Origin of the sequence: Rhizobium sp. SSA_523 (assembly GCF_030435705.1) — a bacterium.
GTDB lineage: Bacteria > Pseudomonadota > Alphaproteobacteria > Rhizobiales > Rhizobiaceae > Neorhizobium.
This window is the reverse complement of record NZ_CP129381.1, coordinates 1,176,122-1,199,203: the sequence shown is the minus strand read 5'-3', so window position 1 is coordinate 1,199,203 and position 23,082 is coordinate 1,176,122. Positions and strand designations below refer to the sequence as shown.

Sequence of the window (23,082 nt, the reverse complement as noted above, 5' to 3'; positions counted from 1 at the left end):
GCCCCGCCCGGACGATTGGCCCGTTGGCTGTCCTGTGGATTGCTCTGGGGACTGCCCTGGCGACGGCTCTCGGGGTTTCTCAGGAGGTTGCCCGGGGGGTTGCCCGGGGGGTTGACCGTCTGTCCGATCGGATGGGGGGTCGTTCCTCGGAGAAACGGGTGTCGGGCGCGGCATCTGCGGAAGCGGATCACGCTCGGAAGGTCTTTCCGGCGACATGTCGAAGGGCAGGGTCTGGGCGATCGCAAGACCCGGCAGAGCGAGAAGGCAGATGAGGATCGGCAGAGCTCTCGTCACGACAAGCGTCATCTTGCGGTCTCCCGTGCGGCGGCATTGGCGCTGCCTCGCCCGCGCAGGAAATAGACGAGCCCGCGACTGGTCTGGTAGAGCGCCACGCTGAGGAAGATCAGGCTGCCCTTGACGATGCCGGGATTTTTGCGCCGGGACTCCTGGAACTGCGTCCACTGGCGGGAATTGGCGAAGATCAGATCGGCGATCCAGCGATGATCCAGCGGCCCGGCCGGCTGATACTGGCAACCGATAATCGTCAAGTCGCCGGAGGGTTCGACGCTTCGCACCACGATCGGCAGGGTCTCCTTCGTGGTCAGCCCGTGCGGCTCGAAGCGCAGCAAGGCCGTCTTGCCCTTGGCGATGCCCGGGACCTGCCTGGCGAAGATATGCAGCTGGGCGCCGCCCACCGAGACATCCTCGATGGAGGCGACATAGGGCCGATCGTCTATCACCACTTCGCAGCGCCGTTGCAGCTTCACCCGGCGCGATCCCGCCCTCTCCCGCCGCTCGGCCACAACGCCGAGCGCGCAGCCGGCAAGGACGAGATTGAGCATGTTCCAGCCGGTGACGACCAGGGTGATGTCGGCCTTATAGGGCTCGGTATAGATGCGATAGACGCCGTAGACCGTGACGGCCGCCAGAACGGCGAAGATCACAAAGAAGGGCCGGCTGATTTCGGACAGGCGGCTGACGGCAATCGATTCGTCCTTCGCCGTGACCTTGAAGGTCGGTTTGCGGGGATTGAGCATGACCGAGACCACGGCCGGCAGCAGATGGACCGTTTGCACATATTCATAGAGTTCGGAGATCCATGGCCAGCGGAAGGAGCCATAGAGATAGTTCTGCATCATCAGGTTCACGATCAGGTAGGACAGCGTATAGGCGAGAAAATCGCCGCCTGAGGCGATGAAGATCTGCAGGTCGAAGAGCAGATAGAAAAGCGGCGCGAACAGGAAGGTCGCCCGGGTGAAGGGAAACAGCCAGAACAGCGTCGACGACATATAGCAGAGCCGCTGTGGCAGGCTGAGGCCGCGCTTGAAGAGCGGGAAGCGGAAACGCAGGATCTGCATCATGCCCTGCGCCCACCGGCTGCGCTGGCCGATGAAGCTGGCAAAGGTGGCGGGCTGCAGTCCGGCAATCAGCGGCTTGTCAACATAGACGCTGTTCCATCCGGCGCTGTGGAGCGCAAGCGCCGTTTCGCAATCCTCAGTGATACTGAGGCCGGAAAACCCGCCGGTCTGTTCCAAGGCTCTGCGGCTGAGCACCGCTGCCGAGCCGCAGAAGAAGGCGGCATTCCACTTGTCCAGCCCGCGCTGGATGATGCCATAGAACATTTCATTCTCGCTCGGCATCTTGTCGAAGGTCTGCAGGTTCCGCTCCAGGGGATCGGGATTGATGAAGAAATGCGGGGTCTGGACGAGGAACAGCTTCGAATCTTCGCCGAAATATCCGACGGTCTCGCGCAGGAAATCCCGCGCCGGCGCGTGGTCGGCATCGAAGACCGCCACGAGTTCGCCGGTGGAATGGGCAAGGCCGTTGTTGAGATTGCCGGCCTTTGCATGCTCGTTGCGCTCGCGGGTGAGGTAATGCGCGCCGAGAGTCCGGCAGAGTTCGGAGAGGTCCTGATGGCGCTCGCGGGCGGCCTCGGCCGCTGCAACGTCCGTTGCATGTCGCTTCTGCTCTGTGCCGCCGTCATCCAGCAACCAGACATGCAATTTGTCAGCCGGATAATCCATGGCCTTCGCCGCTGCAACGGTATTGGCCAGCAGCTTGGAATCTTCGTTATAGGTGGGAATGAAGACATCGACATCCGGAAGATCACCGATGTCATCCTTGCGCGACGGGCGAGGCGGCAGAGGCATGGCAACGATGAAGAGGCTCAAAGCGAGCATCAGCACATTGTACATCTCCGCCAGATAGAGCAGCATTCCGGGAATGAAGTCCTGCAGCTGATCGATCGGCGGCAGCGTCTCCGTCGTGCGCCAATAGACGTAGCGCAGCACGATCCCGATGCCGAGCGCCAGCGAGACCAGCCGCCATGTGCCCTGTGCGTTCAGGATCTTGATGACGCCCATCAGCGTCACCACGCTGATGCCGGCGATCAACTGCGCCTGGAGGCTGACGGGAAGCGTGATCAGGGCGATTTCAAAAATAGCCACGACCGCCCACAAGAATACGCTACGGGCTTTCTGCATCGACATCCTTCGGCGCGAAGGGGCCGGCCGCTGATGCCGCCGGAAATACGCCTGTTGTTGACGCCCGCCATCATGGTCGGGACGTTGAGATTTCCTTCGGTGAAGGCACCGTGACGGCTGGCCGCTTCACTGTCGGTTGCTGATCGGCCGCTGCGGAAGGCTCCGCACCGGCGCTGTTGGTCCATCGGGCGGGACTGGGAACGCGCGGTCCCGTCTCACGCAGAGCTGGGGCCGGCAGTGCCGGCGGAGCGGACGCCGCGAGAGGCCTCGCTGCAGGCGGTCTTGAAATCGCTGCCGTGCGTCGCGGATCGATGCCGCCGGCATAGCCCATGGGAAGGGCGCCAGAGGACGCCTCCTGTCCCGGATAGATGGGATAGCCGGTGCGGCCAAGGCGCGGATCAACCGGGTTTGGCTCGCCGAAGGGGTTCCAGGCCTGCCCTTCGAAGCTGCCGGTAATGGTATAGCCATAGACCGCGCTGAGCAGCTGTTCTTCGCTGGCAAAGCTGTCGCAAAGCCTCCAGCGCACCTGGATCATGCCGAAATTGCGGCCGATCGCGCCCTGCGTGGCGCTGGCACGGATCTGCTGCCAGGCATAGATGCAGGTGTCGCCAAGTCCGCTTCGGCCGGCGGCATAGGCAAAGGGGCCGTAGCTGTTCTGCAGGAAGGTGGAGCGGCGCGCGAGGCGTACGCCCGGAATGGCCGCCGCCGCTTCCCTGAGAATTGCTCTTTCCTGCACCGTGCGAAACGAGGCTGTGGGACCGCGCGAGACATCGGCGCCGAAAAATTCGATTTTGAGAAAGTTCTGCCCCGTCACGCGTGCGGTGGTGGCCAGAGAGATCACCTGTTCGACGCCATTGCCGCGCGGCCGCTCCACCACGCCGACAACTGCCGGTCCGCCGGGAGGCGGCAGGGCCAGCGCCTGCTCGTCGGCAACCAGAGAGGGAGTGACCGGGCGCGTGACGGTTCCCGTAGAACTGCATCCGGCTCCAGCCGTCCCTATCATCAATCCTGTGCAGACACGCAACATCCAGTCTCTCGCAGCCGACACGTCGTCGCCCTTCCCGTCTATTTTAGAAAAAGACGTGGCAAAACAATACGCGCCCTCCGCCCGAGGTTACATTAGCCCCAGCTATGATTAACCAATGGTAAACATCGAAGCGAAGAGCGGGATGCGGGTCCCGATGCGGGGCAGCTTTCGGGAAAAGCAACCAAAAGCTGCAGCTTTCGGTGAGGGACGGAGAGTTATTGCAACCGGGTTGGATGGCGGCCGCGTCCCGGTGATTCGCAAAGCTGGGATGTGTCGAATACGATATGTGGTATCTGTGGAAGCGGCCGCGACGTCTCCCGCTTTCGGTCAGGCCACCCGTCCGAAAAGTGGTTTTGGCGACCGCGCCAGCAGCTTGCTCGTCTGTTCGGCGATACGCACCAGATCCGCAACGGACCTGACCTGCATCTTGCGCATGACATTGCCGCGGTGCAGCTTGACGGTGATCTCGCTGATCCCGAGCTTGAAGGCGATCTGCTTGTTCATGAGACCCTCGACCACCGCCTCCATGACTTCGCGCTCTCTGCCGGTCAGGCTTTCCAAGCGCGCCGTCACGTCCAGGTGGCGGCGCATCTGCCGCCGGCGATCCGCGTCACGCTCCACCGCCGCCAGAGCCGCGTCGAGTATGTCCTGGTCGCGGAACGGCTTGGGGAGGAAATCGACGGCCCCGGCCTTCATGGCCCGCACGCTCATCGAGATATCGCCGTAACCGGTCATGAAGACGATCGGTAAAAGACTGCCGGCCCGTTCCAGATGACCCTGAAAATCCAAGCCGTTGATCCCCGGCAGCCTGACATCCAGAACGATGCAGCCGGCGCGATCGAGCTCTGCCTGCGCCATGAATTCGGTGGGGCTGGAAAAGGCTTTGGCCTCGAACCGCATCGACAGGAAGAGGTCGACAAGCGATTCGCGCATCGAGATGTCGTCGTCCAGGATGTAGACGATCGGCGCATCCGGGTCCTGGCTCTTGGCGTTGCGCTCAGGCACTGGCTGTCTCCTTCGGTAGTCTGATCTCGAATAGCGCACCGCCGTCGGGATGGTTGGCTCCGGTCAAGGTGCCGCCGCTCGCCTCGATCGTGCTTCGGCAGATGGAAAGGCCGATCCCCATTCCGGTCTCCTTGGTGGTGAAGAATGGCTTGAACAGCTTGTCTTCAGCATCGCCAGGCAATCCGGCGCCGCTGTCGCGGACTGAGATGGAGATGTGATCCGCATCCGTCGGCGCGTCGAGCGTGATGGTCACGAGACGGTGCGGCGCGCCGCAACTGCTCATGGCTTGCGCCGCATTGGCAATCAGATTGATCAGCACCTGCTGCATTTCCACCCGAACCGCCGTCAAATGGGGCAGGGGCCTTTTCCGGATAACCTCCACCGTCGCGCGCTCGTTCTGCAGATCATGCTCCATCAGCGCAAGTGTATCGGTGATCAGCGCTTCGAGATCGATGGCTTCCGTCTCCTTCGGCGTTGCAAGCAGGATGGCGCGGGTGCTCTTGAATATATCGCTCGCCCGGTTGCTGTCGCGGTGAATGCGGGCGGCCGCCCGCTTGGCCGCATCGATATCGGGCGGATCGCGATCGAGCCAGCGGACCAGGGTCTGGGCATTCACGGCAATGGCGCCGAGAGGCTGGTTCAGTTCATGCGCCAGCGAGGCCGACAAGGCGCCGACCGTCGCGGCCTTGGAGGCGCGACCGAGTTCGGCCTGCGCATCCGCCAGCGCCTTGCGCGCCTCCTCCCGCTGGGTAACGTCGACCATGCTGACGACGACGCGGTTGAAGGCGGAGGGATCCTTCGGAAAATCAATGCCGAGCAGCACGACGCGGCGCTCGCCCTTCTCGTTGTAGACCTCGGCATGATCTTCAAAGAAGTTCGCGCCGTCCAGGATCGCCTGGAGGACGGCCAGGAAGGTTGCGCTGTCTTTCGGAATGATCCGCTTCAGGATGCCGGAGGATCCGTCCTCGGCAAAGGCTCCGAGCAGTTCCATCGCCGCTTCGTTCGCGTCAACGACGTCGATCATGCCGGCACATTGCGCGAGGACGTCCGGATGCGAGCGGGCATAGAGCTTGATATCGCTCACGCCGCTGGCCTTCAACTCCATCAAAAAGCTTCGCAGTCTCGAGTAATCGCGCTCCCACAGGGCGACACGCGTCCGGTCGAAGATCGAGCGGTACCGAGCCTCGCTATGCCGCAGGGCCTCGTTGGTTTCTAAGAGCGCCGCCCGCGCCCGATCATTGCGCAGGAGCAAGGCCGTCGTCACGGCGAGAGCGGCGAGCGCCACGATGAGACGCAGACTCGTCGGCAGATCGGGGTTCGGCGAATGGGTGACGAAGAAGGAGGTGAGCGACAATGCCATGAACAGGCCGGTCAAAAGCACCAGTCCGACACGGTTCAGCGCTTCGGCAGCCATCAAAAGGGAGATGACATAGAGGACGGCGATCGCGCCCTCGATGCTCGTGAACGTGTCCACGACGAAGACCGAGACAGCCGTCAGAACAGCTGCAAGGCCGAATATGATCCTGTAGTGACCCGTCTCATGTCGGGCGGAGATCACGCTCTTCACCTTGTCCCCTCGTTTTCTGTTTGGGATCGAGATTAGCGACTGATTATATCCGCCGGACCTATACAATGGTGTAGTGCCGCGGCTTGCTGCACGTGTCCGCTGCGTGGTGTGCAGTGTCATTGCGCGCTCTTAGGTGTGATGAGGCGTCGCCGGCGTCAGCCGGTGCGGGCAAAGGCGCCGGGCGTCACGCCGACATGTCTCGCAAAGGCCACGTTGAACGCGCTCGGCGAGGCATAACCGATGCGACCGGCAACATCGGCGAGCGGCACATTTCCCCGACGTAGAAGATCCTTGGCGAGCGCCATTCGCCAGCCGGTGACATATTCCATCGGGGCTAGCCCGAGGTGGCGCCGAAACCGCTCGAAGAAGGCAGAGCGCGACATGCCGGCCTCGCGGGCCAGGTCTTCGACACCGACATCGCCACCCGGATCGCGATGGATGCGGCGAAGCGCAGGCGCCAGTTTCGGATCGCTCAGGCCGAGCAGCAGGCCAGGTGCTGTCATCGCATCCCCTTCGCTGCGCAGGGCGTCGATCAGCAGGACTTCGAGCAGGCGCGACAGGATCATCTCCCGCGCCGCCAGCCGATCGACCGTCTCCGCATGGATCATGCGCACCAGATCCATCAGCCTGCTCTGGCCTTTGACATGCACGACATCGGGAAGCAGCGAAACCAGCAGATGCGGATCGTCCGTCAGGAAGGCGCAGTGGCCGACCATGGCGGTGACGTCGACCGGCGTGTCCGGATTGCCCAGCCTGAAGACCCCGGGACTCGTTTCCAGCCTTTGCGGCAGAGTACCGCGCGGCGGAGCGGTGAGGCTGCTCATGGTGAAGGAATGGATCGCCGGAACCAGGATGAAATCTCCCGCCCGGAGCAGGATCGGCTCCCGACCGCGGATCGTCAGCCGGCAGCATCCCTCCACAACAGCGCAGTAAAAGGGGTTGCCGATATCGCTGCGCTCCACGAGCCAGGGGCCGCCTGCCATCACCAGCTTGGCGATCGAGGGGACGGGTTTGAGCAGCGAGACGATTTCAGCCAGAGGATCGGACATTGTTGGACGCTCACAAAACAGAACGGGACAGCTAAGCATAGATAATCCGGCTTCTAGCGTCCATCCTGTTTCAGCAAATAGGAGATCACCGAATGACGACGAACAATCTTATTGACCTTGCGCGCCACATCGCGACACCGGATGCCGCTCTGACCATCGCCTATTCACCGATCCGGCTCGAGATGGAGGGTCGCCAGCCGCTGGAGCTTCGCCTGACCGCTCCGGCAAGCGGCAGCGGCGTGCCGATCATCATCTTGTCGCACGGCTATGGTCCATCCCATTACGTCCCGTCCAAAGACGGCTATGCGCCGCTGGCGCAGTTTTGGGCGGAGAGAGGCTTTGCGGTCCTGCAACCGACCCATGCGTCGTCGCGGGTCGGCGGCCTTCCGGCCGACCTGCCCAACGCGCCCTTCTTCTGGCGCGAGCGTGTCCAGGAGATGTCGCTCATTCTCGACAGGCTGCCGGAGGTCGAGCGCCTGGCCCCGGCGCTGGCCGGACGCCTGGATCACAGCCGGATTGCCGCCGCCGGCCATTCCTTTGGTGGCCACACGGTCGGTCTCCTGCTCGGCGCCAGCCTGCATGGCGAAAGTTTCTTCGATCCGCGCATCAAGGCCGGGATCCTGCTGGCCTCGCCCGGGCGCGGAGGCCGCGATCTGACGCCGGAAAGCGCCGCACGCTTCCCCTTCTTCGATCTGGATTTTTCCAGCCTCGCCACCCCAAGCCTGGTCGTCTGCGGCGAAGATGACAATCCGCACTTCACCCCACTTGGGCCGGAATGGCATGCCGATGCCTATCACGACTCAGCAGCGGTTCAGGCCCTGTTGACGCTTACCGGCGTCGGTCACGGGCTCGGCGGCATTGCCGGGCTTGATGCGAAGGAAACCGAGATCGAAGCACCGGATGTGCTCGAAGCGGTCAAGCGGATGACGCTGGCCTGGCTGCGAACGGAACTTGATGTGGATGCGGCCGCCTGGGCTTCCGCCTCGTCCGCGCTGTCCGGGCCGGCAGCCAGCCTTGCGCGCCTGAGCGAAAAGACGAGGGCCTGATCATCCGCCTGCAAATGCGCGGGTGGCATGAGGCCCGGTCGTGCTTCGGAAACTCGGCCGGGCTTTCCGGAGCTGCGCATACGGGCGGCTCCGAGAAGCTTATAGGGGCTTCGGGAGGCTTCGGGAGGATCACGCCTCGTCGAGAGGATCGATCTCCCTTTCGCGGTCGACAGCGCCGATCAGGTCGCTGGCGTTGAGGCGATATTGCCGCGGAAAGCGCGGCTTCGCCTCGCGAATCTCTGGCTGCTGGCCCTCCTCGACCTCGGCGATCCAGCGCAGGAGCCGGCGCTTGAGATCGTCCGCCACCTCGCGGAAAGACGTCAGCCCGACGAGGTTGACCATTTCATAGGGATCGTTGTCGAGATCGTAGAGATAGCTTTCCCGATAGGCGTCGGAGCGCGGCGCATCCTGGTCATAGGCCGAGGTGACGCCGTATTTCCAGCGATGCGTACGCAAGGCCCGGCCGGTCTCCGTCTCGGAGATCTGGAAGAAGATATCGTCGCGCCACGGCGCCCTGTGATCGCGGATGACCGGCAGGATCGACGTGCCGGTCATTTCCGACGGAACCGCGAGGCCCGCCGCATCGATGAGGGTTGGGGCGACATCAACGGTGGAAAACAGCGCCCGCACCTGCCCGCCAGCATTGAAGCCCGGCCCGGTGATCAGCGTCGGCACGCGAACGGCGCTCTCGTGGCAGGAGCGCTTGTACTCGCCATTGCGGGTCTTGAAATGGCAGGCATGGTCCGAGGTGAACATGATGATGGTATCATCCAGCATGTCGAGACTCTTCAGGGCATCGACGAGGCGGCCGAAGGCTTCGTCGAGACGCTTCACCATCCCGTAATAACCGCCCAGATGCCAGGTGCTTGTTCCCTTCAAGGTTGCAAGATCCGGCGGTGTCCAAAGCCGCGTGTTCATCTCCTCGGCATAGCCATCCGGTGCCGGATAGGCATCGGTGTGGTTCTGATGATGCGGCTCCAGGAAGGAGACGAACAGGAAGAACGGATCTTCCTGATGGTCGTCGCAATAGCGGATGGCGGCATCGGTCAACGCATCAACCCGGTAACCCGGCAATTTCCGGCGCTGGTCATCCACATCATAGACAACCGTGTCATAGGCATCGGAGGTGAATTCCAGAAGGTTAGCGGCGAGCCAGCTCTGGTAGCCGCCGCGTTCTGTCTTGGGCACCGGATCGGAGCCGCCCAAATGCCATTTGCCGATATAGCCCGTGGCATAGCCGGCCTTCGCGAAGGTCTTGGCGATCGTCACGGCGTCATCGGCCAGCGGAATGCCGTTCCTGAAGCAGCCGGTCTCGGTTGCGAACTGGCCGGTCTGCATGGAGGAGCGCGCGGGGCCACAGAGCGGCTGGCTGGTGAAGGAATGGAAGAGATGGGTTCCCGCTCGCGCCAGCCGATCGAAATTCGGCGTCAATCCCATGGGATTGCCATGCACGCCCGTCGTGTCATGCCGCTGCTGATCGGTAAAGAAAACAATGACATTCGGTTTTCTTGCCATCGGGGCCTCCTCATTGTCTCAACCGCAGGCTTACGGCTTACACGCCTTTCTTAGTTCGGCGGGCAGGCGCGGAAAAATGACTAATCAGCCCCTTGGTCATAACTTTGCGGAATGATCGCTGACGGGCTGGGATTTGGCGCGGGGGGCAGGCCCGGAGGGTTCTTCGGGAGAAGGCTCGGACGAATGATCGGCGGAATAGGCGGCGGTCAGCTGCTTGAGCAGTTCGATCGCCCGTTTCATGATGGGAAAGTTGCGCAGCGAGCTGCGATAGGTAGCGCCGGACTCAAAATACCAGATGCCACGGTCGAGTTTCACATGGCGCAGGCCTTCCTCCTCGGCCGACTGCCGCACGACCGATGTTGCTGCGGTGACATATTCGGTGCCGCGAACGACGCGAAAACTGGCCATGAGACTGTCGATCTCCATGCAGATTTCGGGCTCCGGCAGCATGTTTTCCGCAGCATAAGAGTTGAGCCGGCTGAACATCACCGGATCGCGCTGATAGACCACCCACTTCTTTCCCGCCAGATCGGTGGGCTTCACCTGCTTCATGCGGCCAAGCTCGCTGTTCTTGCAGGCGTAGACGACCATGTCGACATGCAAAAGCGGCACTGTCTCGATACCCTCCGCCGGCAGGCTGTCGAGCGCGCCGAGCAGCATTTCGATCTCGCCCGCCATCAGGCGGGGAATAGCCTGGCCTGCCACCTGGAAGTGCAGGACGAAGCGCGTCTTGGGAAAATCGAGGCTCAACAGCCGCACGAGGTCGGGAGCGATCGAGACATGATAGGCGACGCCGGCGGCAATGCGGAATTCGTTAAGAACCCCCGCCTTCAGCAGGCCGATCTCCTCCTTGCCTTGGCGATAATGCAATTCGATCTTCTCGCAGCGGTCCTGCAGCAGGCGGCCTGCATCGGTCAGCGTCATGCCGCGGCTGGTTCTTTCGAAAAGACGTGTGCCGAATTCGCGCTCGACGCGACGGATCGTTTTTGTCAGTGCCGGCTGGGTCAGCCCGATCTGATCTGCGGCTGCCGTGAGGTTCCCGGCGCGGGCCACGGCGAGGAATGCACGAAGGTTGCGGTCCATCGATATTCCTTTTGGTTATTGCCACAGGTATAAGATATCATTTTCTGAATTTGCAAACGGTAATTAAGGTGAGCCTCAGCCAGTCATAGGGAGTGAGGAGCGGCGCCCTGAGGCGATCGCTGCGCAGATTGGCGGACAATGGGAAGGCGGAATGACACCGCCGCAAGGAGGATCACATGGCCATCATGCACCGCCCGCAGGCACTTCTGCCGGCCACTTTTGCCTTGCTGCTTGCCACCGGCAGCGCTTTCGCGCAGGACAGTTTTCTCGACGTCGGCAAGCAGGAGCCGATCACAATCCTGATCAACGCCTCCCCCTGGTATAACGGCTTTGAAAAGGTCGTCGATCTTTACACGGAGCAGACCGGCAACGAGGTGAAGCTGGAGGTGACGCCCTTCAACGGCATGCTGGAAAAGGCACGGTCTGCTGTGCGCTCGGGCGGGACAAGTCCTCTGGATCTGATCAACATCAACTCGATCAGCACGGTGGAATTCTACGAAGGCGGATTCCTGCAGCCGCTCAACGAGATCGATCCCGACTTCAAGCTCGATCCGCAGGTCCTGGGTCTCAACGATGCAGGCTGCTGGGACGAGGCGAAGAAGTTCCGCATCTGCGCCTCCGGAAAACTCATGGGCTATGCGCCCAACGGCAATGTGCAGCTCTTCTATTACCGAAAGGACGTCTATGAGGAGAAGGGAATGAAGGTCCCGACGACCTTCGATGACGTTCTGGCCAACTGCAAGGCACTGCACAGCCCGCCTGCGACCTATGGCTACCTGCAGCGCGGCGAGCGGGGCGACAGCATCTATTACGATTTCATGGCTTATATGCTGGCCTATGGCGGCAGCGTCGAGAAAGATGCAGCCAATGGCGATTACACCGTCACCGTCAACAGCCCGCAGGTGAAGCAGGCACTCGACAAGTTCATCGAGATCGGCAAGGCCTGCGGGCCGGAAAACTACGCCACGCTTGGCCAGGGTGACCTGATCCAGCTGATGCAGACCGGCAAGGGCATGCAGAGCCATGCGGTTGTGGCCGCCTTCCCGAACTTCGACAATCCGCAAAAGTCTGCGGTGGTCGGGCAGATCAATGCCGCACCTCTGCCGCGGGCGACCGCCGAGGGCGAGCCTGGCGTTGCCATCGGCTCCTGGGTCTTCGGCATTCCCAAGAACGCCTCGGATGCTGGCAAGAAGGGCGCGATCGCCTTCTCCAAGTGGTTCCTGACCTACAAGGCGCAGTATGCCTATGCCGAGGGCGGCGGCATTCCCGTCCGTACCGATGTCTTCGAATCCGACCTCAAGGACCAGGAGCAATTCCGCTGGATGCCCGCCTATCTTGAAGAGATCAAATACGGCAAGCAGCTTCTCGGCTACAATGAGGGACCGGCGATCAACCAGATCATGGGCCTTCGGCTGAATCAGGCGCTGATCGGCGAAATGACCTCGGCTGCGGCACTCAACAAGATCGCCCAGGAGGTCCATGACCTTTTTGCCAAGAACGGCCGGAAGACGGCCATGCTTGAACCGCTCGCCGAATGATCTCGCCGGCGGCCTCCACCGGCCCTCGGGGCGGCCGCCGGATCAAGACCTTCAAAGCCGCTGGCGGCCGTGCCGCTCGTGCATGCGAAAGGGCGGATTTTGTCCGATTTCATCAATCGTCACTTCAAGTGGTTCACGCTCGGCCCCGCAGCATTGCTGCTCCTGCTGCTGACCGTCTACCCCATCATCAACCTTTTCTTCATGGCGGTTTCGACCATTCGGTTCGAACAGGCGCAGGAGGTCTGGCTTTTCACGCCATACCGAAATTTCCAGACGCTCATCAACGATGAGATCTTCCGCATCGCCTTGATCAACACCGTCATCTTCGCCGTCGCCTCCGTCATCATCGAAACCGTTCTGGGCCTGGCGATCGCCATCCTCGTCGCCTCGGTCACCGCCTTCAAGGGCATCATGCGCACGGTCCTGATCATTCCCGTCCTGATGCCGCCCGTGGCCATCGGCTCGATGTGGAAACTGATGTATTCGTATGATTTCGGAGTGTTCAACCAGTTCTTCACCTGGATCGGCTACGGCCCCGTCAACTGGCTCGGCTCACCCTCGCTGGCGCTGATCTCCGTCATCATCGTCGATATCTGGCATTGGACCCCCTTTGTCTTCCTGATCCTGTTCGCGGCGGTGGAGGGCCTGCCCAAGGAGGTCATCGAGGCTGCGCGGGTGGACGGCGCGACGAACCGCGACATCACCTTCAAGATCATCATACCGCTGCTGAAGCCGGCCATTGCCGTGGCCATGCTGTTTCGCACCATTCTCGCCTTCAAGGTGTTCGACCAGATCTTCCTGCTCACCTCGGGCGGGCCGGGCACCTCGACAGAGGTTGTCAGTCTTCACCTCTACAAGGTCTTCTTCGCGCAGAATGACATGGGTTACGGCGCCATGCTGTCGCTTGCGGTGATCGCGGCCACCATCGCCTTCCTGCTGGTCGGCCAAAGGGCCAGCGCAGCCTTCGGGGGTAAGAACTGATGCTCGTCCTGCGCGGATATTCGAAATGGGTCGGCTATGGCCTGCTGATGCTTGGGGTCTTCATCATCCTCGGTCCCTTCCTCTGGATCATGATGCAGAGCTTCAAATATGAGATCGACATCCTGAGGGGTGCCTGGATCTTCAAGCCGACGCTGTTCAACTACAATGACGTCCTGTGGTCCAGGCGCTCGGATTTCCTCTCCAATGTGACCAATAGCGCGATCGTTGCCGCGATCTCGACCTTCTTCGTGCTGATTGTCGGGACACTCGCCGCCTATTCGCTGGCGAGGCTCCAATGGCAAAGATGGATCTCCGCCGCCTTTCTGGGCTGGACCTTGATCTTCAACATGATCCCGCCGCTGACCTTGGTCGGCCCCTGGTATCTGATCTTTCGCGAGCTTGGCCTGTCGGCATCGCTGACGGGTGTCATCCTCACTCATATCACGCTGCATCTGCCGATGACGATCTGGATGATGATGGCCTATTTCAGCGATCTGCCGAAGGATATCGAAGAGGCGGCCATGGTCGATGGCTGCCGCCGCATCGACGCCTTCTGGAAGATTTCTCTGCCGCTCGTCACGCCCGGGCTGATCGCTGCCGGCGTTCTCGCCTTCGTCTTTTCCTGGAACGAATTCTCGATCGCGCTCAACCTGACAAGCCGCGCAACCGCCACCGTGCCGGTCGCCATTGCAAGATTCGCCGAGCAGTATGAGGTCCAGTACGGCCAGATGGCGGCGGCCTCGGTCCTGTCCACCATACCCGCATTGATCCTCATGTTCTTTGGCCAGCGGTTCGTCGTTCAGGGACTGACCATGGGCGCAGTCAAATAAGGAGACCCAGATGGCCAAGGTCACACTCGACAAGGTGAAGAAGAGGTTTGGCGCGCTCGACGTGATCAAGGGCGTCGACCTGACGATCGAGGACGGCGAATTCGTCGTGCTGGTCGGCCCGTCCGGTTGCGGCAAATCCACGCTGCTGCGGATGATCGCCGGTCTCGAAGAGATTACGGGCGGGGAAATCGCCATCGGCGACAAGGTCGTGAACGATCTGGAGCCGCGCGAGCGCGACATTGCCATGGTATTTCAATCCTATGCGCTCTATCCGCATATGGACGTGGCCCGCAACATGGCTTTCTCGATGGCGCTGCGCAAGACGCCGCAGGCGGAGATCGATGCGGCCGTTTCGGGCACGGCAAGCGCGCTCGAGCTTGACAGCTATCTCGATCGGCTGCCGCGGGCACTGTCGGGCGGTCAGCGCCAGCGGGTGGCCATGGGACGGGCGATCGTTCGTCGCCCGAAGGTCTTCCTCTTCGACGAGCCGCTATCCAATCTCGACGCGCAGCTGCGGGTGCAGATGCGAACCGAGGTGCGAAAACTGCATCAGACGATCGGCGCCACATCGATCTACGTGACGCATGACCAGGTCGAAGCCATGACCATGGCGGACCGGATCGTCGTTCTCGACAAAGGCAGGATCGCCCAGGTCGGATCGCCGCTGGATCTTTACGACCGGCCCGCCAATCGCTTCGTCGCGGAATTCATCGGCTCCCCCTCGATCAATCTCATCAAGGGAGCGGCCCTGGAAGGCGCGATCGATCAGGGAACGGCGGGTGCGGGTGCGGCTCTGTCCGAGGCGCTGCACCGCAATGGCGGCAATGTGGTGGCCGGGATCCGGCCGGAACATCTGCAGCCGGCCGAACAGGGGCTGCGCGGCACTGTGCAGGTCATCGAGAATCTCGGCGCCGAGACCTATGTGTTCTTCGATGCGGGCACCGGCCGCGATCTCTGCTGGCGCACGCCCGGACGGGCGGGTGTCCGGATCGGCGAGGTGCTTACGCTCGGGGTCGATCCCAATCATCTGCATGTCTTCGACGCCGAAAGCGGCGCGCGTCTTTGACCAGCGAACCCGCCAGGAAACCAGTCTGATGAAAACGGTCTTTGTCCTTTTCGATTCCCTGAACCGGCACATGTTGGGAAGCTATGGCGGAAGCCGGGTGCCGACGCCGAATTTCGACCGGCTGGCGCAACGCAGCCGCATTTACGACAAGCATTATGTCGGCTCTCTGCCCTGCATGCCGGCCAGGCGCGATGCGTTGACAGGGCGGCTCACCTTCCTGCATCGCAGCTGGGGGCCGCTCGAACCCTTTGACAATGCCTTCCCCGAATTGCTCAAGCAGAACGGCACCCATACGCATCTGATCACCGACCACTATCATTACTGGGAGGATGGCGGCGCGACCTATCACAACCGCTATTCCACGTTCGAGTTCGTCCGCGGGCAGGAATCCGATCCCTGGAAGGCCATGGTCCAGCCGCCATGGGAGCGGCTGCGCGAGAAATACCATCCGGCGCAGACCGAGGGTGCGGAGAACAACAAATTCGGTCCCTACATGATCAACCGGGAGTTCATCCGTGAGGAAAAGGATTTCCCGTCAGTTCAGTGCTTCGCACATGGTCTGGAATTTCTCGACATGAACCGCGACAAGGATGACTGGTTTCTCCAGATCGAGACCTTTGATCCGCATGAACCTTTTTTCGCGCCCGAACGCTTCAAGGCGCCCTTCGCCACCGGCTGGAACGGCCCGATCCGAGACTGGCCGCGCTATGGGCGGGTGGAGGAACTGCCCGAGGAGGCGGATGAGCTGCGGGCCAATTATTACGCCATCGTCTCGCTCTGCGATTTCCTGCTCGGCCAGCTGCTCGACGATTTCGACCGGCACGACATGTGGAAGGATACCGCGCTGGTGGTGACTACCGATCACGGCTTCCTGCTGGGAGAGCATGATTTCTGGGCCAAGAACCGGATGAATATGTATGAGGAGATCGTGCATATTCCGCTCTTCATCCACGATCCGCGGCAGCCGGAGACCGGACGCGTCGACCGGCTGACGCAGTCGATCGACCTTGCGCCGACCTTCCTGGATCTTTACGGCGTGGCGCCGCCGGCCGAAACCGAAGGCCATTCGCTGTTGCGCGACAATGACCGGCAGGCCTTGATCTTCGGCTATTTCGGCGGCGCTGTGAATGTTACGGATGGCCGTTTCACCTATCATCGCTATCCCGAGGACCTGAAGCGGCAGGAGATCTACCAGTACACCGTCATGCCTACCCACATCACCAAGCCCTTCACACCCGAGGAGCTTGCCGGGACGACGCTGGCCGACCCCTTCAGCTGGACGAAAAATGTGCCGCTGATGAAGGTGCCGGTGATCGAGCGTTCGCCGATGTTCAACAATTACGGCCCGGGTGCCATGCTCGAAGACGATACACGTCTCTATGACCTGGCACAGGATCCCGGTCAGGAACAACCGCTCGACGATCCGGAGACGGAGGCCATGATGATCGCTCACATGTGCCGCCTGATGGCTGCCAATGATGCGCCGGCGGAAGCATTCGCCCGGCTGAAACTTGACCCCCAGGCAGCCAGCGAAAGGAGCGGCGGGACCGGGGCTTGAACCGCCGCAAGCTTTCCTCGCTAATGCGTCGCCATGACTGCGGCGACATGATCACGGATGCCTGACAGCGCATCCTCCGGCTCCACCTTGCCGCGTTGCACCCGGTCAAGGATGGGGGCTAAGACCTCATTGACCGCGCACGACACCCCCCCCCCGAAAAACCGTGCCAGTCGGCGCGGTTCCATCGCTTCTTGAAAAAATTGGAACAGGCCCTTTCCTTCCGGCCGCAGGGTAACGATATCTCGCATCCAGTGCAGGAAGGGGACTGTCTTGATGCGAAATGATCGATCGGCTACCGCAATTGATTGACTAATTAAGTGATTGCCTGCCTATGTGCCGCCGAAACCTCCCTCTTTTTCCTTCCCCCGCCTTCCGATGATGATGAGAGCCGCCATGGATCGACGCCAAACGCCCCAGACGACGCGCTTTGCCCTGGGCCTTGATCCCGGCGTCGCGATCGGTCTTCTTTGTGCGTTTCTGTTTTTCATCGCCAGCGGCCTCATCGCCTACTGGAACCTCCAGGCGCTGCGCGAGGGAAATGAGCGGGTGGTCCAGACGCATGTCGCCATCGTTGCCCTGGACGAACTGCTTTCCAAGGTGCAGGACGCGGAAACCGGTCAGCGCGGCTTCCTGCTGACCAATGATGATTCCTATCTCGCCCCCTACAGGCTGGCGGTGGAGACCATTCCGGTCCAGTTGGACAAGGTCGCCGCCCTGACCGCCGGCAATCCAGGCCAGGATCGTCGCCTGGCGAATTTGCGTCAGCGCATCGATGGCAAGCTTGCCGAACTTGCGCAGACCATCGATATTCGCCGCACATCCGGGCTTGAAGCCGCTTTGCTCGTGGTGAATTCGAATTGGGGCAAAGCGGAGATGGATGCGATCCGCGCGCAGATTTCGGCAATGGCGGGTGGCGAGACGGATGTCCGCATCCAGCGCCTGCGGGACATGAACGCGGCGCAGCAGACCGCCTTTCTCAGCACGCTTCTGTCCGGTGCGCTGGGCCTGCTTCTGACGGCGACGATCGCCTTCCTCGTGCGTCGGACGACGCTTGCCCGCCGCCGTGACGAATGGCTTCAAAATGGTGAAGTGCAGCTGGCAGCGGCAATGATGGGCGATCAGCCGATCGATCAGCTGGGGACCAGCATTCTCGAATTTCTGGGGCGGTATGTCGGCGCAGTCGCCGGAGTCCTCTATACCGGCACCCATGACCGCTTCGAAAAGGCCGCCACCTATGGCGTGCCGCCCAATGCCGTCATCCCCGAACGGTTCAGAACCCGGGAAGGCCTTCTGGGCCAGGCGGCGGCGGAGCGGCGTCCGATTGTCATCGATCAGGTGCCGGACGGCTATCTCGAATTCGGCTCCGCGTTCGGCTCTAATAAACCCCGCCATCTCGTCATCCTGCCCGGCCAGGTGGATGGCGCGGTCAATGCGGTCATTGAGCTTGGCTTCCTGCATGCCACAAGGGACGACGTGACGAAGCTTCTGGAGCGCGCGTCGGAGGCGATCGCGATTGCCGTGCGTTCGGCCGTCTATCGCAGCGAATTGCAGGATCTGCTCGACGAAACGCAGCGCCAGTCCGAAGAACTGCAGACCCAGAGCGAGGAATTGCGGGTCTCCAACGAAGAACTGGAAGAGCAGAGCCGGGCGCTGAAGGAGAGCCAGGCGCGCCTCGAACAGCAGCAGGTGGAGCTGGAGCAGACCAATTCGCAGCTTGAGGAACAGGCACAGCAGCTCGAGATCCAGCGCGACGACCTGGAACGTGCCAATGTCGCCGTGCAACTGAAGGCACGCGAACTGGAACAGGCCAGCCAGTACAAATCCGATTTCCTCGCCAATATGTCGCATGAGCTGCGAACGCCGCTCAATTCCTCGCTCATCCTGGCGAAGCTCCTGGCCGACAATCCGAACGACAACCTGACGGCCGAGCAGGTGAAATATGCGAGAACCATCCAGTCCTCCGGCAACGACCTGCTCAATCTCATCAACGATATTCTCGATCTGTCCAAGATCGAGGCGGGCCATGTCGAAATCCGCCCGGAAGCGGTTCCGGTCGAACGCATGACCAATACGCTTCATCAGGTCTTCCAGCCGCTGGCTGCAGACAAGGCGCTGGATCTTGCGATCGATGTCGGGGCCGATGTGCCCGCGACGATCGAGACCGATCCGCAGCGGCTCGAACAGGTGCTGAAAAACCTGCTGTCGAACGCAATCAAATTCACCGAAAAGGGTCAGGTCAAGCTGTCGATCCGCAGCAATGGCTCAGGTCAGGTCGTCTTCTCCGTCTCCGATACCGGTATCGGCATCGCACCGGAGCACCAGCAGAGCGTGTTCGACGCCTTTCATCAGGCCGATGGCACGATCAGCCGGAAATTCGGCGGCACAGGCCTCGGCCTGTCCATTTCGCGCCAGCTCGTCCGCCTTCTCGGCGGTGCCATCGATCTCGAGAGCCAGCCCGGCAAAGGCAGCACCTTCACGGTGACCGTTCCCGAGCGCTACGATCCGGGCAAGGTGACGCCCCGCGATCTGCGGCCGAGCCTTCCCGTCGCCACGGCCTCTGCTCCGGCCGCCGCCGCGCCGCACAGCCCGACCGTCTTTGCCCGCCGGGTTGAGGACGATCGTGACACGCTGACGGCCGGAAAGCGCATCCTGCTGGTCATCGAGGATGACGAGACCTTTGCAGGCATCCTGCGCGATCTCTCGCGCGAACTCGGCTTCCAGGCGGTCGTGGCCGGCTCTGCAGAAGAGGCGTTGCGCCTCGCCAAGGACTATCTCCCGAGCGCCGTCGTGCTCGATGTCGGCTTGCCGGACCAGTCGGGCCTGGCCGTGCTCGACCGGCTGAAGAACGACGTGCAGACCCGTCATATCCCGGTTCACGTCGTGTCCGGCGGCGACCATACCGAAACGGCCTATGCACTCGGCGCGATGGGCTATCTGGTGAAGCCCGTCAGCCGCGACCAATTGATCGATGTGCTGCAGAAGCTCGAAAACCGCCTGTCCCAGCGCGTCCACCGCGTGCTGATCGTGGAAGACGATCCGGTGCAGCGGGAAGCGGTGGCGACGCTGCTCGGCACGCAGGACGTGGAAACGGTCACCGCAAGCACGGTCGCCGAATGCCTCGAATTGCTCAAGCAGGGCACGTTCGACTGCATGGTCCTCGATCTCACTTTGCCGGACGCCTCGGGATATACGCTTCTGGAAACGCTCAGCCAGGAAGACGCCTATGCCTTCCCGCCGGTGATCGTCTATACCGGCCGCGAATTGTCGGCCGATGACGAACAGAGGCTGCGGCGCTATTCCAAATCCATCATCATCAAGGGCGCGAAGTCCCCGGAGCGGCTGCTCGACGAGGTCAGCCTCTTCCTCCACCGCGTCATTTCCGAACTGCCGGACGAGCAGCAGATGATGATCCGCAAGGCGCGCAACCGTGACGCCGTGCTCGAGGGTCGGCGCATCCTGATCGTCGAGGACGATGTCCGCAATGTCTACGCCCTGACCAATATCCTCGAGCCGCGGGGAGCGATCGTCGATATTGCCCGCAACGGCCGCGAGGCGCTGGAGGCGCTGGAGAAGACGTCGAACGGCGGCGGTGCAGCCATTGATCTGGTCCTGATGGATGTGATGATGCCGATCATGGACGGTCTGACCGCGACCCAGGAGATCCGCAAGAACCCTGCCTGGAAGAAGTTGCCGATCATTACCTTGACGGCCAAGGCCATGCCGGACGATCAGCAGCGCTGTATCGAAGCCGGGGCCAATGATTACATGGCCAAGCCGCTGGACGTCGATAAATTGCTGTCGCTCGTTCGGGTATGGATGCCGAAATGACGCAACCGCAGGCATCCGAAAAGATCGAGGATATCGAGATCCGGCTTCTGCTGGAGGCGCTCTATCTCAAATACCATTATGACTTTCGCAATTATGCGATGGCATCGATCAAGCGCCGCCTGAAGCAGGCGCGCGAGCAGATGGGCTTTGCCACATTTTCCGCTATACAGGAAAATCTGCTGCATGATCCGACAATGCTGCCGCGGCTGCTGCGCTACCTGACGGTGCAGGTCAGTGAAATGTTTCGCGATCCCACCTATTTCAAGGCGCTGCGGGAAAGGGTCGTGCCGCATTTGCGCACCTATCCGACCCTCAAAGTGTGGGTGGCCGGCTGCAGTGGCGGCGAAGAGCTCTATTCCCTCGTCATCCTGTTCCGCGAGGAGGGACTGGAAGACAGAACGATCTTCTACGCAACGGACATCAACCAGGAGGCGCTGCAGACGGCGGAAGCGGGCATTTATTCGCTCGAGCGCGTGCAGTTGTTTACCGAGAACCACCGCAAGGCCGGAGGCAAGACAAGTCTCTCCGAATATTATCAGGCGGCCTATGGCGGCGCCTCCTTCGACAAGACGCTCCGTCGCAATGTCGTCTTCTCGGACCATAGCCTGGTTACGGACGCCGTCTTCGGCGAAATGCACTTGATCTCCTGCCGCAACGTCATGATCTATTTCGATCGGGATCTTCAGGATCGTGCGCTGGGCCTGTTCAGCGACTCGCTCGCCCGCAAGGGGTTTCTCGGGCTCGGTTCGAAGGAGAGCCTGCGCTTTTCAAAGCACGCCGGCAAGTTTACCGATTTCGTCCGGGAGGAAAAGATCTACCAGAGGCTTGGCGAATGACGACAGCAAGCGAAAAGGCCGTCGTCGTGGGGGCATCGGCGGGGGCGGTCGAGGCATTGTCCGTGCTGCTGCCCGGCCTGCCGCCAACTCTGCCGGTTCCCATCGTCGTCGTCGTGCACATCCCGCCGGACAAACATAGCGTGATGGCGGAGCTTTTCAGCGCCAAGTGCCGGCTGCGGGTCAAGGAAGCGGAAGACAAGGAGCCGCTGCTTGCGGGAACCGTCTATTTTGCCCCGCCCGACTATCATGTTCTCATAGAAGCGGATAAGACACTCTCGCTCTCTAATGATGAGCCAGTGTTATATTCTCGCCCGTCGATCGACGTTCTGTTCGAGAGCGCTGCTGACGCCTATGGAGCGGGTCTCGTTGCGGTTGTGCTTTCAGGCGCCAATCATGATGGTGCCAAAGGAGCGCGTGCCGTGATTGATGCTGGAGGGCTTGGACTGATTCAGGAACCGGAAACGGCTTACGCTTCGGCAATGCCCGAAGCTGCGATCAAGGCTTGTCCAACGGCGCGCGTTTTGTCGCTTTCGGCAATTGCCGATGTCATCGGGGAGATCTGAGATGGGGCGAGTCCCTTTTTTGCTGGTCGATGATCTTGAGGAGAATCTCCTGTCGCTGGAGGCCCTGCTGCAGCACGATGACCGGCTGCTGCTGAAGGCCCGCACAGGCGATCAGGCACTCGAACTGCTGCTGCAGCACGATGCGGCGCTGGCGCTGGTGGACGTTCAGATGCCGGGGCTCAACGGCTTCGAGCTTGCCGAACTGATGCGCGGAAACGAGCGCACCCGCCGCATCCCGATCATCTTCGTGACGGCGGGCACCGCCGATGGACGGCGCTTCCGGGGCTATGAGGCGGGCGCGGTGGATTTCATCCAGAAACCCATCGAGCCGGACATTCTGCGCAGCAAGGTCGATGTCTTCTTCGAGCTGTACCGGCAGCGCCAGCAATTGGCAGAGCAGCGCGACGAATTGGCGGCACAGGCCGAGGCTCTCAAGGATGCGGCCCGCCACAAGGATCTTCTGCTGCACGAGATCAACCACCGGATCAAGAACCTGTTCAGCCTCACGACCGGGCTTATCTCGCTGAGCGCGCGGCCGGCGACATCCGTCCAGGAGCTGGAGGCGGATCTGCGCTCGCGCATGGGCGCGCTGTCGCGGGCGCATGCACTCACCCTGCCGGATTTCGGGCCGACGGCCGATCCGACCAGCACCGCGACAACCGTTTCGGCCTTGCTGAAGGCGATCGTGGCGCCGCACGAACATGCGCAGGGGCCGCATGTCGACATTACCGGCTCCGACGCGCCGCTAAAGGGTGCAGCTCTCACATCGCTTGCGCTTCTGCTGCACGAATTCACCACCAATGCCGCGAAATACGGCGCCCTGTCCAGCCCGTCCGGCCGGTTGACCATCGATGTCTCCGCCCTGGATGAACAGCTGACCATCGGATGGCACGAGCATGGCTTGTGTGGTATCAATGCGACGCCCGAGCGCGAAGGTTTCGGCACGCGGCTTGAGCAGGCGGCACTTTCCGGGCTCGGCGGAACCATTTCCAGGAACTGGCGGGAAGACGGATTATCCCTCGACGTCCAGATTCCACTCGGAAAACTTGTGGTCTGATCCGGCTCAGAGTCCGTAGTCGCAAATGTGCCCGATCCTTTCGGGGGATC

The 23,082-nt window shown here is 61.7% G+C and carries 17 protein-coding genes; 10 read left to right on the top strand and 7 right to left on the bottom strand.

Translation table 11 applies throughout. The features are described from left to right. Nucleotides 1–302: 302 nt before the first annotated feature. The 5 genes from bcsA to QTJ18_RS06670 all read right to left on the bottom strand — a co-directional run bounded on the left by bcsA (nucleotide 303) and on the right by QTJ18_RS06670 (nucleotide 7,131). The gene (bcsA, locus tag QTJ18_RS06690; protein WP_252754910.1) at nucleotides 303–2,483 is read right to left on the bottom strand and encodes a UDP-forming cellulose synthase catalytic subunit; all 2,181 of its coding nucleotides are present in this window, start codon (nucleotides 2,481–2,483) and stop codon (nucleotides 303–305) included. Nucleotides 2,484–2,553: 70 nt separating this feature from the next. Further along, nucleotides 2,554–3,486 carry a cellulose biosynthesis protein BcsN gene (gene bcsN, locus QTJ18_RS06685; protein ID WP_252754911.1) on the bottom strand — a complete coding sequence of 311 codons (933 nt, stop codon included), beginning with the start codon at nucleotides 3,484–3,486 and terminating at the stop codon, nucleotides 2,554–2,556. 351 nt (nucleotides 3,487–3,837) lie between these two features. Continuing rightward, on the bottom strand, nucleotides 3,838–4,515 hold the full coding sequence (locus QTJ18_RS06680) for a response regulator transcription factor (protein WP_252754912.1): 678 nt from the start codon (nucleotides 4,513–4,515) through the stop codon (nucleotides 3,838–3,840). Further along, a complete protein-coding gene (locus QTJ18_RS06675; RefSeq protein WP_252754913.1) occupies nucleotides 4,508–6,073 on the bottom strand; it encodes a sensor histidine kinase in 1,566 nt (521 codons plus the stop codon). The genes QTJ18_RS06680 and QTJ18_RS06675 overlap by 8 nt, the downstream gene beginning before the upstream one ends. Nucleotides 6,074–6,237: 164 nt before the next feature. After that, complete coding sequence (locus tag QTJ18_RS06670; protein ID WP_252754914.1) at nucleotides 6,238–7,131, bottom strand: AraC family transcriptional regulator; 894 nt, start codon at nucleotides 7,129–7,131, stop codon at nucleotides 6,238–6,240. Nucleotides 7,132–7,223: 92 nt separating this feature from the next. On the opposite strand from QTJ18_RS06670, the gene QTJ18_RS06665 reads away from it, so the two are divergent. Beyond that, nucleotides 7,224–8,177 (top strand): alpha/beta hydrolase family protein, encoded by a 954-nt coding sequence (locus QTJ18_RS06665; protein WP_252754915.1) that lies wholly within the window; start codon nucleotides 7,224–7,226, stop codon nucleotides 8,175–8,177. Nucleotides 8,178–8,306: 129 nt separating this feature from the next. Here the strand turns inward: QTJ18_RS06665 and QTJ18_RS06660 are convergent, their stop codons facing one another. Together QTJ18_RS06660 and QTJ18_RS06655 are read right to left on the bottom strand one after the other, a co-directional pair. Continuing rightward, complete coding sequence (locus QTJ18_RS06660) at nucleotides 8,307–9,692, bottom strand: sulfatase family protein (RefSeq protein WP_252754916.1); 1,386 nt, start codon at nucleotides 9,690–9,692, stop codon at nucleotides 8,307–8,309. Between the two features lie 96 nt (nucleotides 9,693–9,788). Next, entirely contained in the window at nucleotides 9,789–10,775 is a 987-nt protein-coding gene (locus QTJ18_RS06655; RefSeq protein WP_252754917.1) for a LysR family transcriptional regulator, read from the bottom strand. Nucleotides 10,776–10,951: 176 nt separating this feature from the next. Here QTJ18_RS06655 and QTJ18_RS06650 point away from each other — a divergent pair, with 176 nt between their 5' ends. The 9 genes from QTJ18_RS06650 to QTJ18_RS06610 all read left to right on the top strand — a co-directional run bounded on the left by QTJ18_RS06650 (nucleotide 10,952) and on the right by QTJ18_RS06610 (nucleotide 23,032). Continuing rightward, nucleotides 10,952–12,313, top strand: a complete 1,362-nt coding sequence (locus QTJ18_RS06650; protein ID WP_252754918.1) for an extracellular solute-binding protein — start codon at nucleotides 10,952–10,954, stop codon at nucleotides 12,311–12,313. A 99-nt stretch (nucleotides 12,314–12,412) separates the two neighbouring features. Continuing rightward, on the top strand, nucleotides 12,413–13,294 hold the full coding sequence (locus QTJ18_RS06645) for a carbohydrate ABC transporter permease (RefSeq protein ID WP_252754919.1): 882 nt from the start codon (nucleotides 12,413–12,415) through the stop codon (nucleotides 13,292–13,294). Then, a complete protein-coding gene (locus tag QTJ18_RS06640; RefSeq protein WP_252754920.1) occupies nucleotides 13,294–14,124 on the top strand; it encodes a carbohydrate ABC transporter permease in 831 nt (276 codons plus the stop codon). Before QTJ18_RS06645 ends, QTJ18_RS06640 begins: the two co-directional genes overlap by 1 nt. A gap of 10 nt (nucleotides 14,125–14,134) precedes the next feature. Further along, nucleotides 14,135–15,190, top strand: a complete 1,056-nt coding sequence (locus QTJ18_RS06635) for an ABC transporter ATP-binding protein (protein WP_252754921.1) — start codon at nucleotides 14,135–14,137, stop codon at nucleotides 15,188–15,190. Between the two features lie 28 nt (nucleotides 15,191–15,218). Continuing rightward, a complete protein-coding gene (locus tag QTJ18_RS06630) occupies nucleotides 15,219–16,748 on the top strand; it encodes a sulfatase (protein WP_252754922.1) in 1,530 nt (509 codons plus the stop codon). A 393-nt stretch (nucleotides 16,749–17,141) separates the two neighbouring features. Beyond that, entirely contained in the window at nucleotides 17,142–20,576 is a 3,435-nt protein-coding gene (locus tag QTJ18_RS06625) for a response regulator (protein WP_252754923.1), read from the top strand. After that, entirely contained in the window at nucleotides 20,573–21,412 is an 840-nt protein-coding gene (locus tag QTJ18_RS06620; protein ID WP_252754924.1) for a CheR family methyltransferase, read from the top strand. The genes QTJ18_RS06625 and QTJ18_RS06620 overlap by 4 nt, the downstream gene beginning before the upstream one ends. Continuing rightward, a complete protein-coding gene (locus QTJ18_RS06615) occupies nucleotides 21,409–21,975 on the top strand; it encodes a chemotaxis protein CheB (RefSeq protein WP_289852195.1) in 567 nt (188 codons plus the stop codon). Before QTJ18_RS06620 ends, QTJ18_RS06615 begins: the two co-directional genes overlap by 4 nt. Nucleotide 21,976: 1 nt before the next feature. Further along, complete coding sequence (locus tag QTJ18_RS06610; RefSeq protein ID WP_252754925.1) at nucleotides 21,977–23,032, top strand: response regulator; 1,056 nt, start codon at nucleotides 21,977–21,979, stop codon at nucleotides 23,030–23,032. Nucleotides 23,033–23,082: the final 50 nt, after the last annotated feature.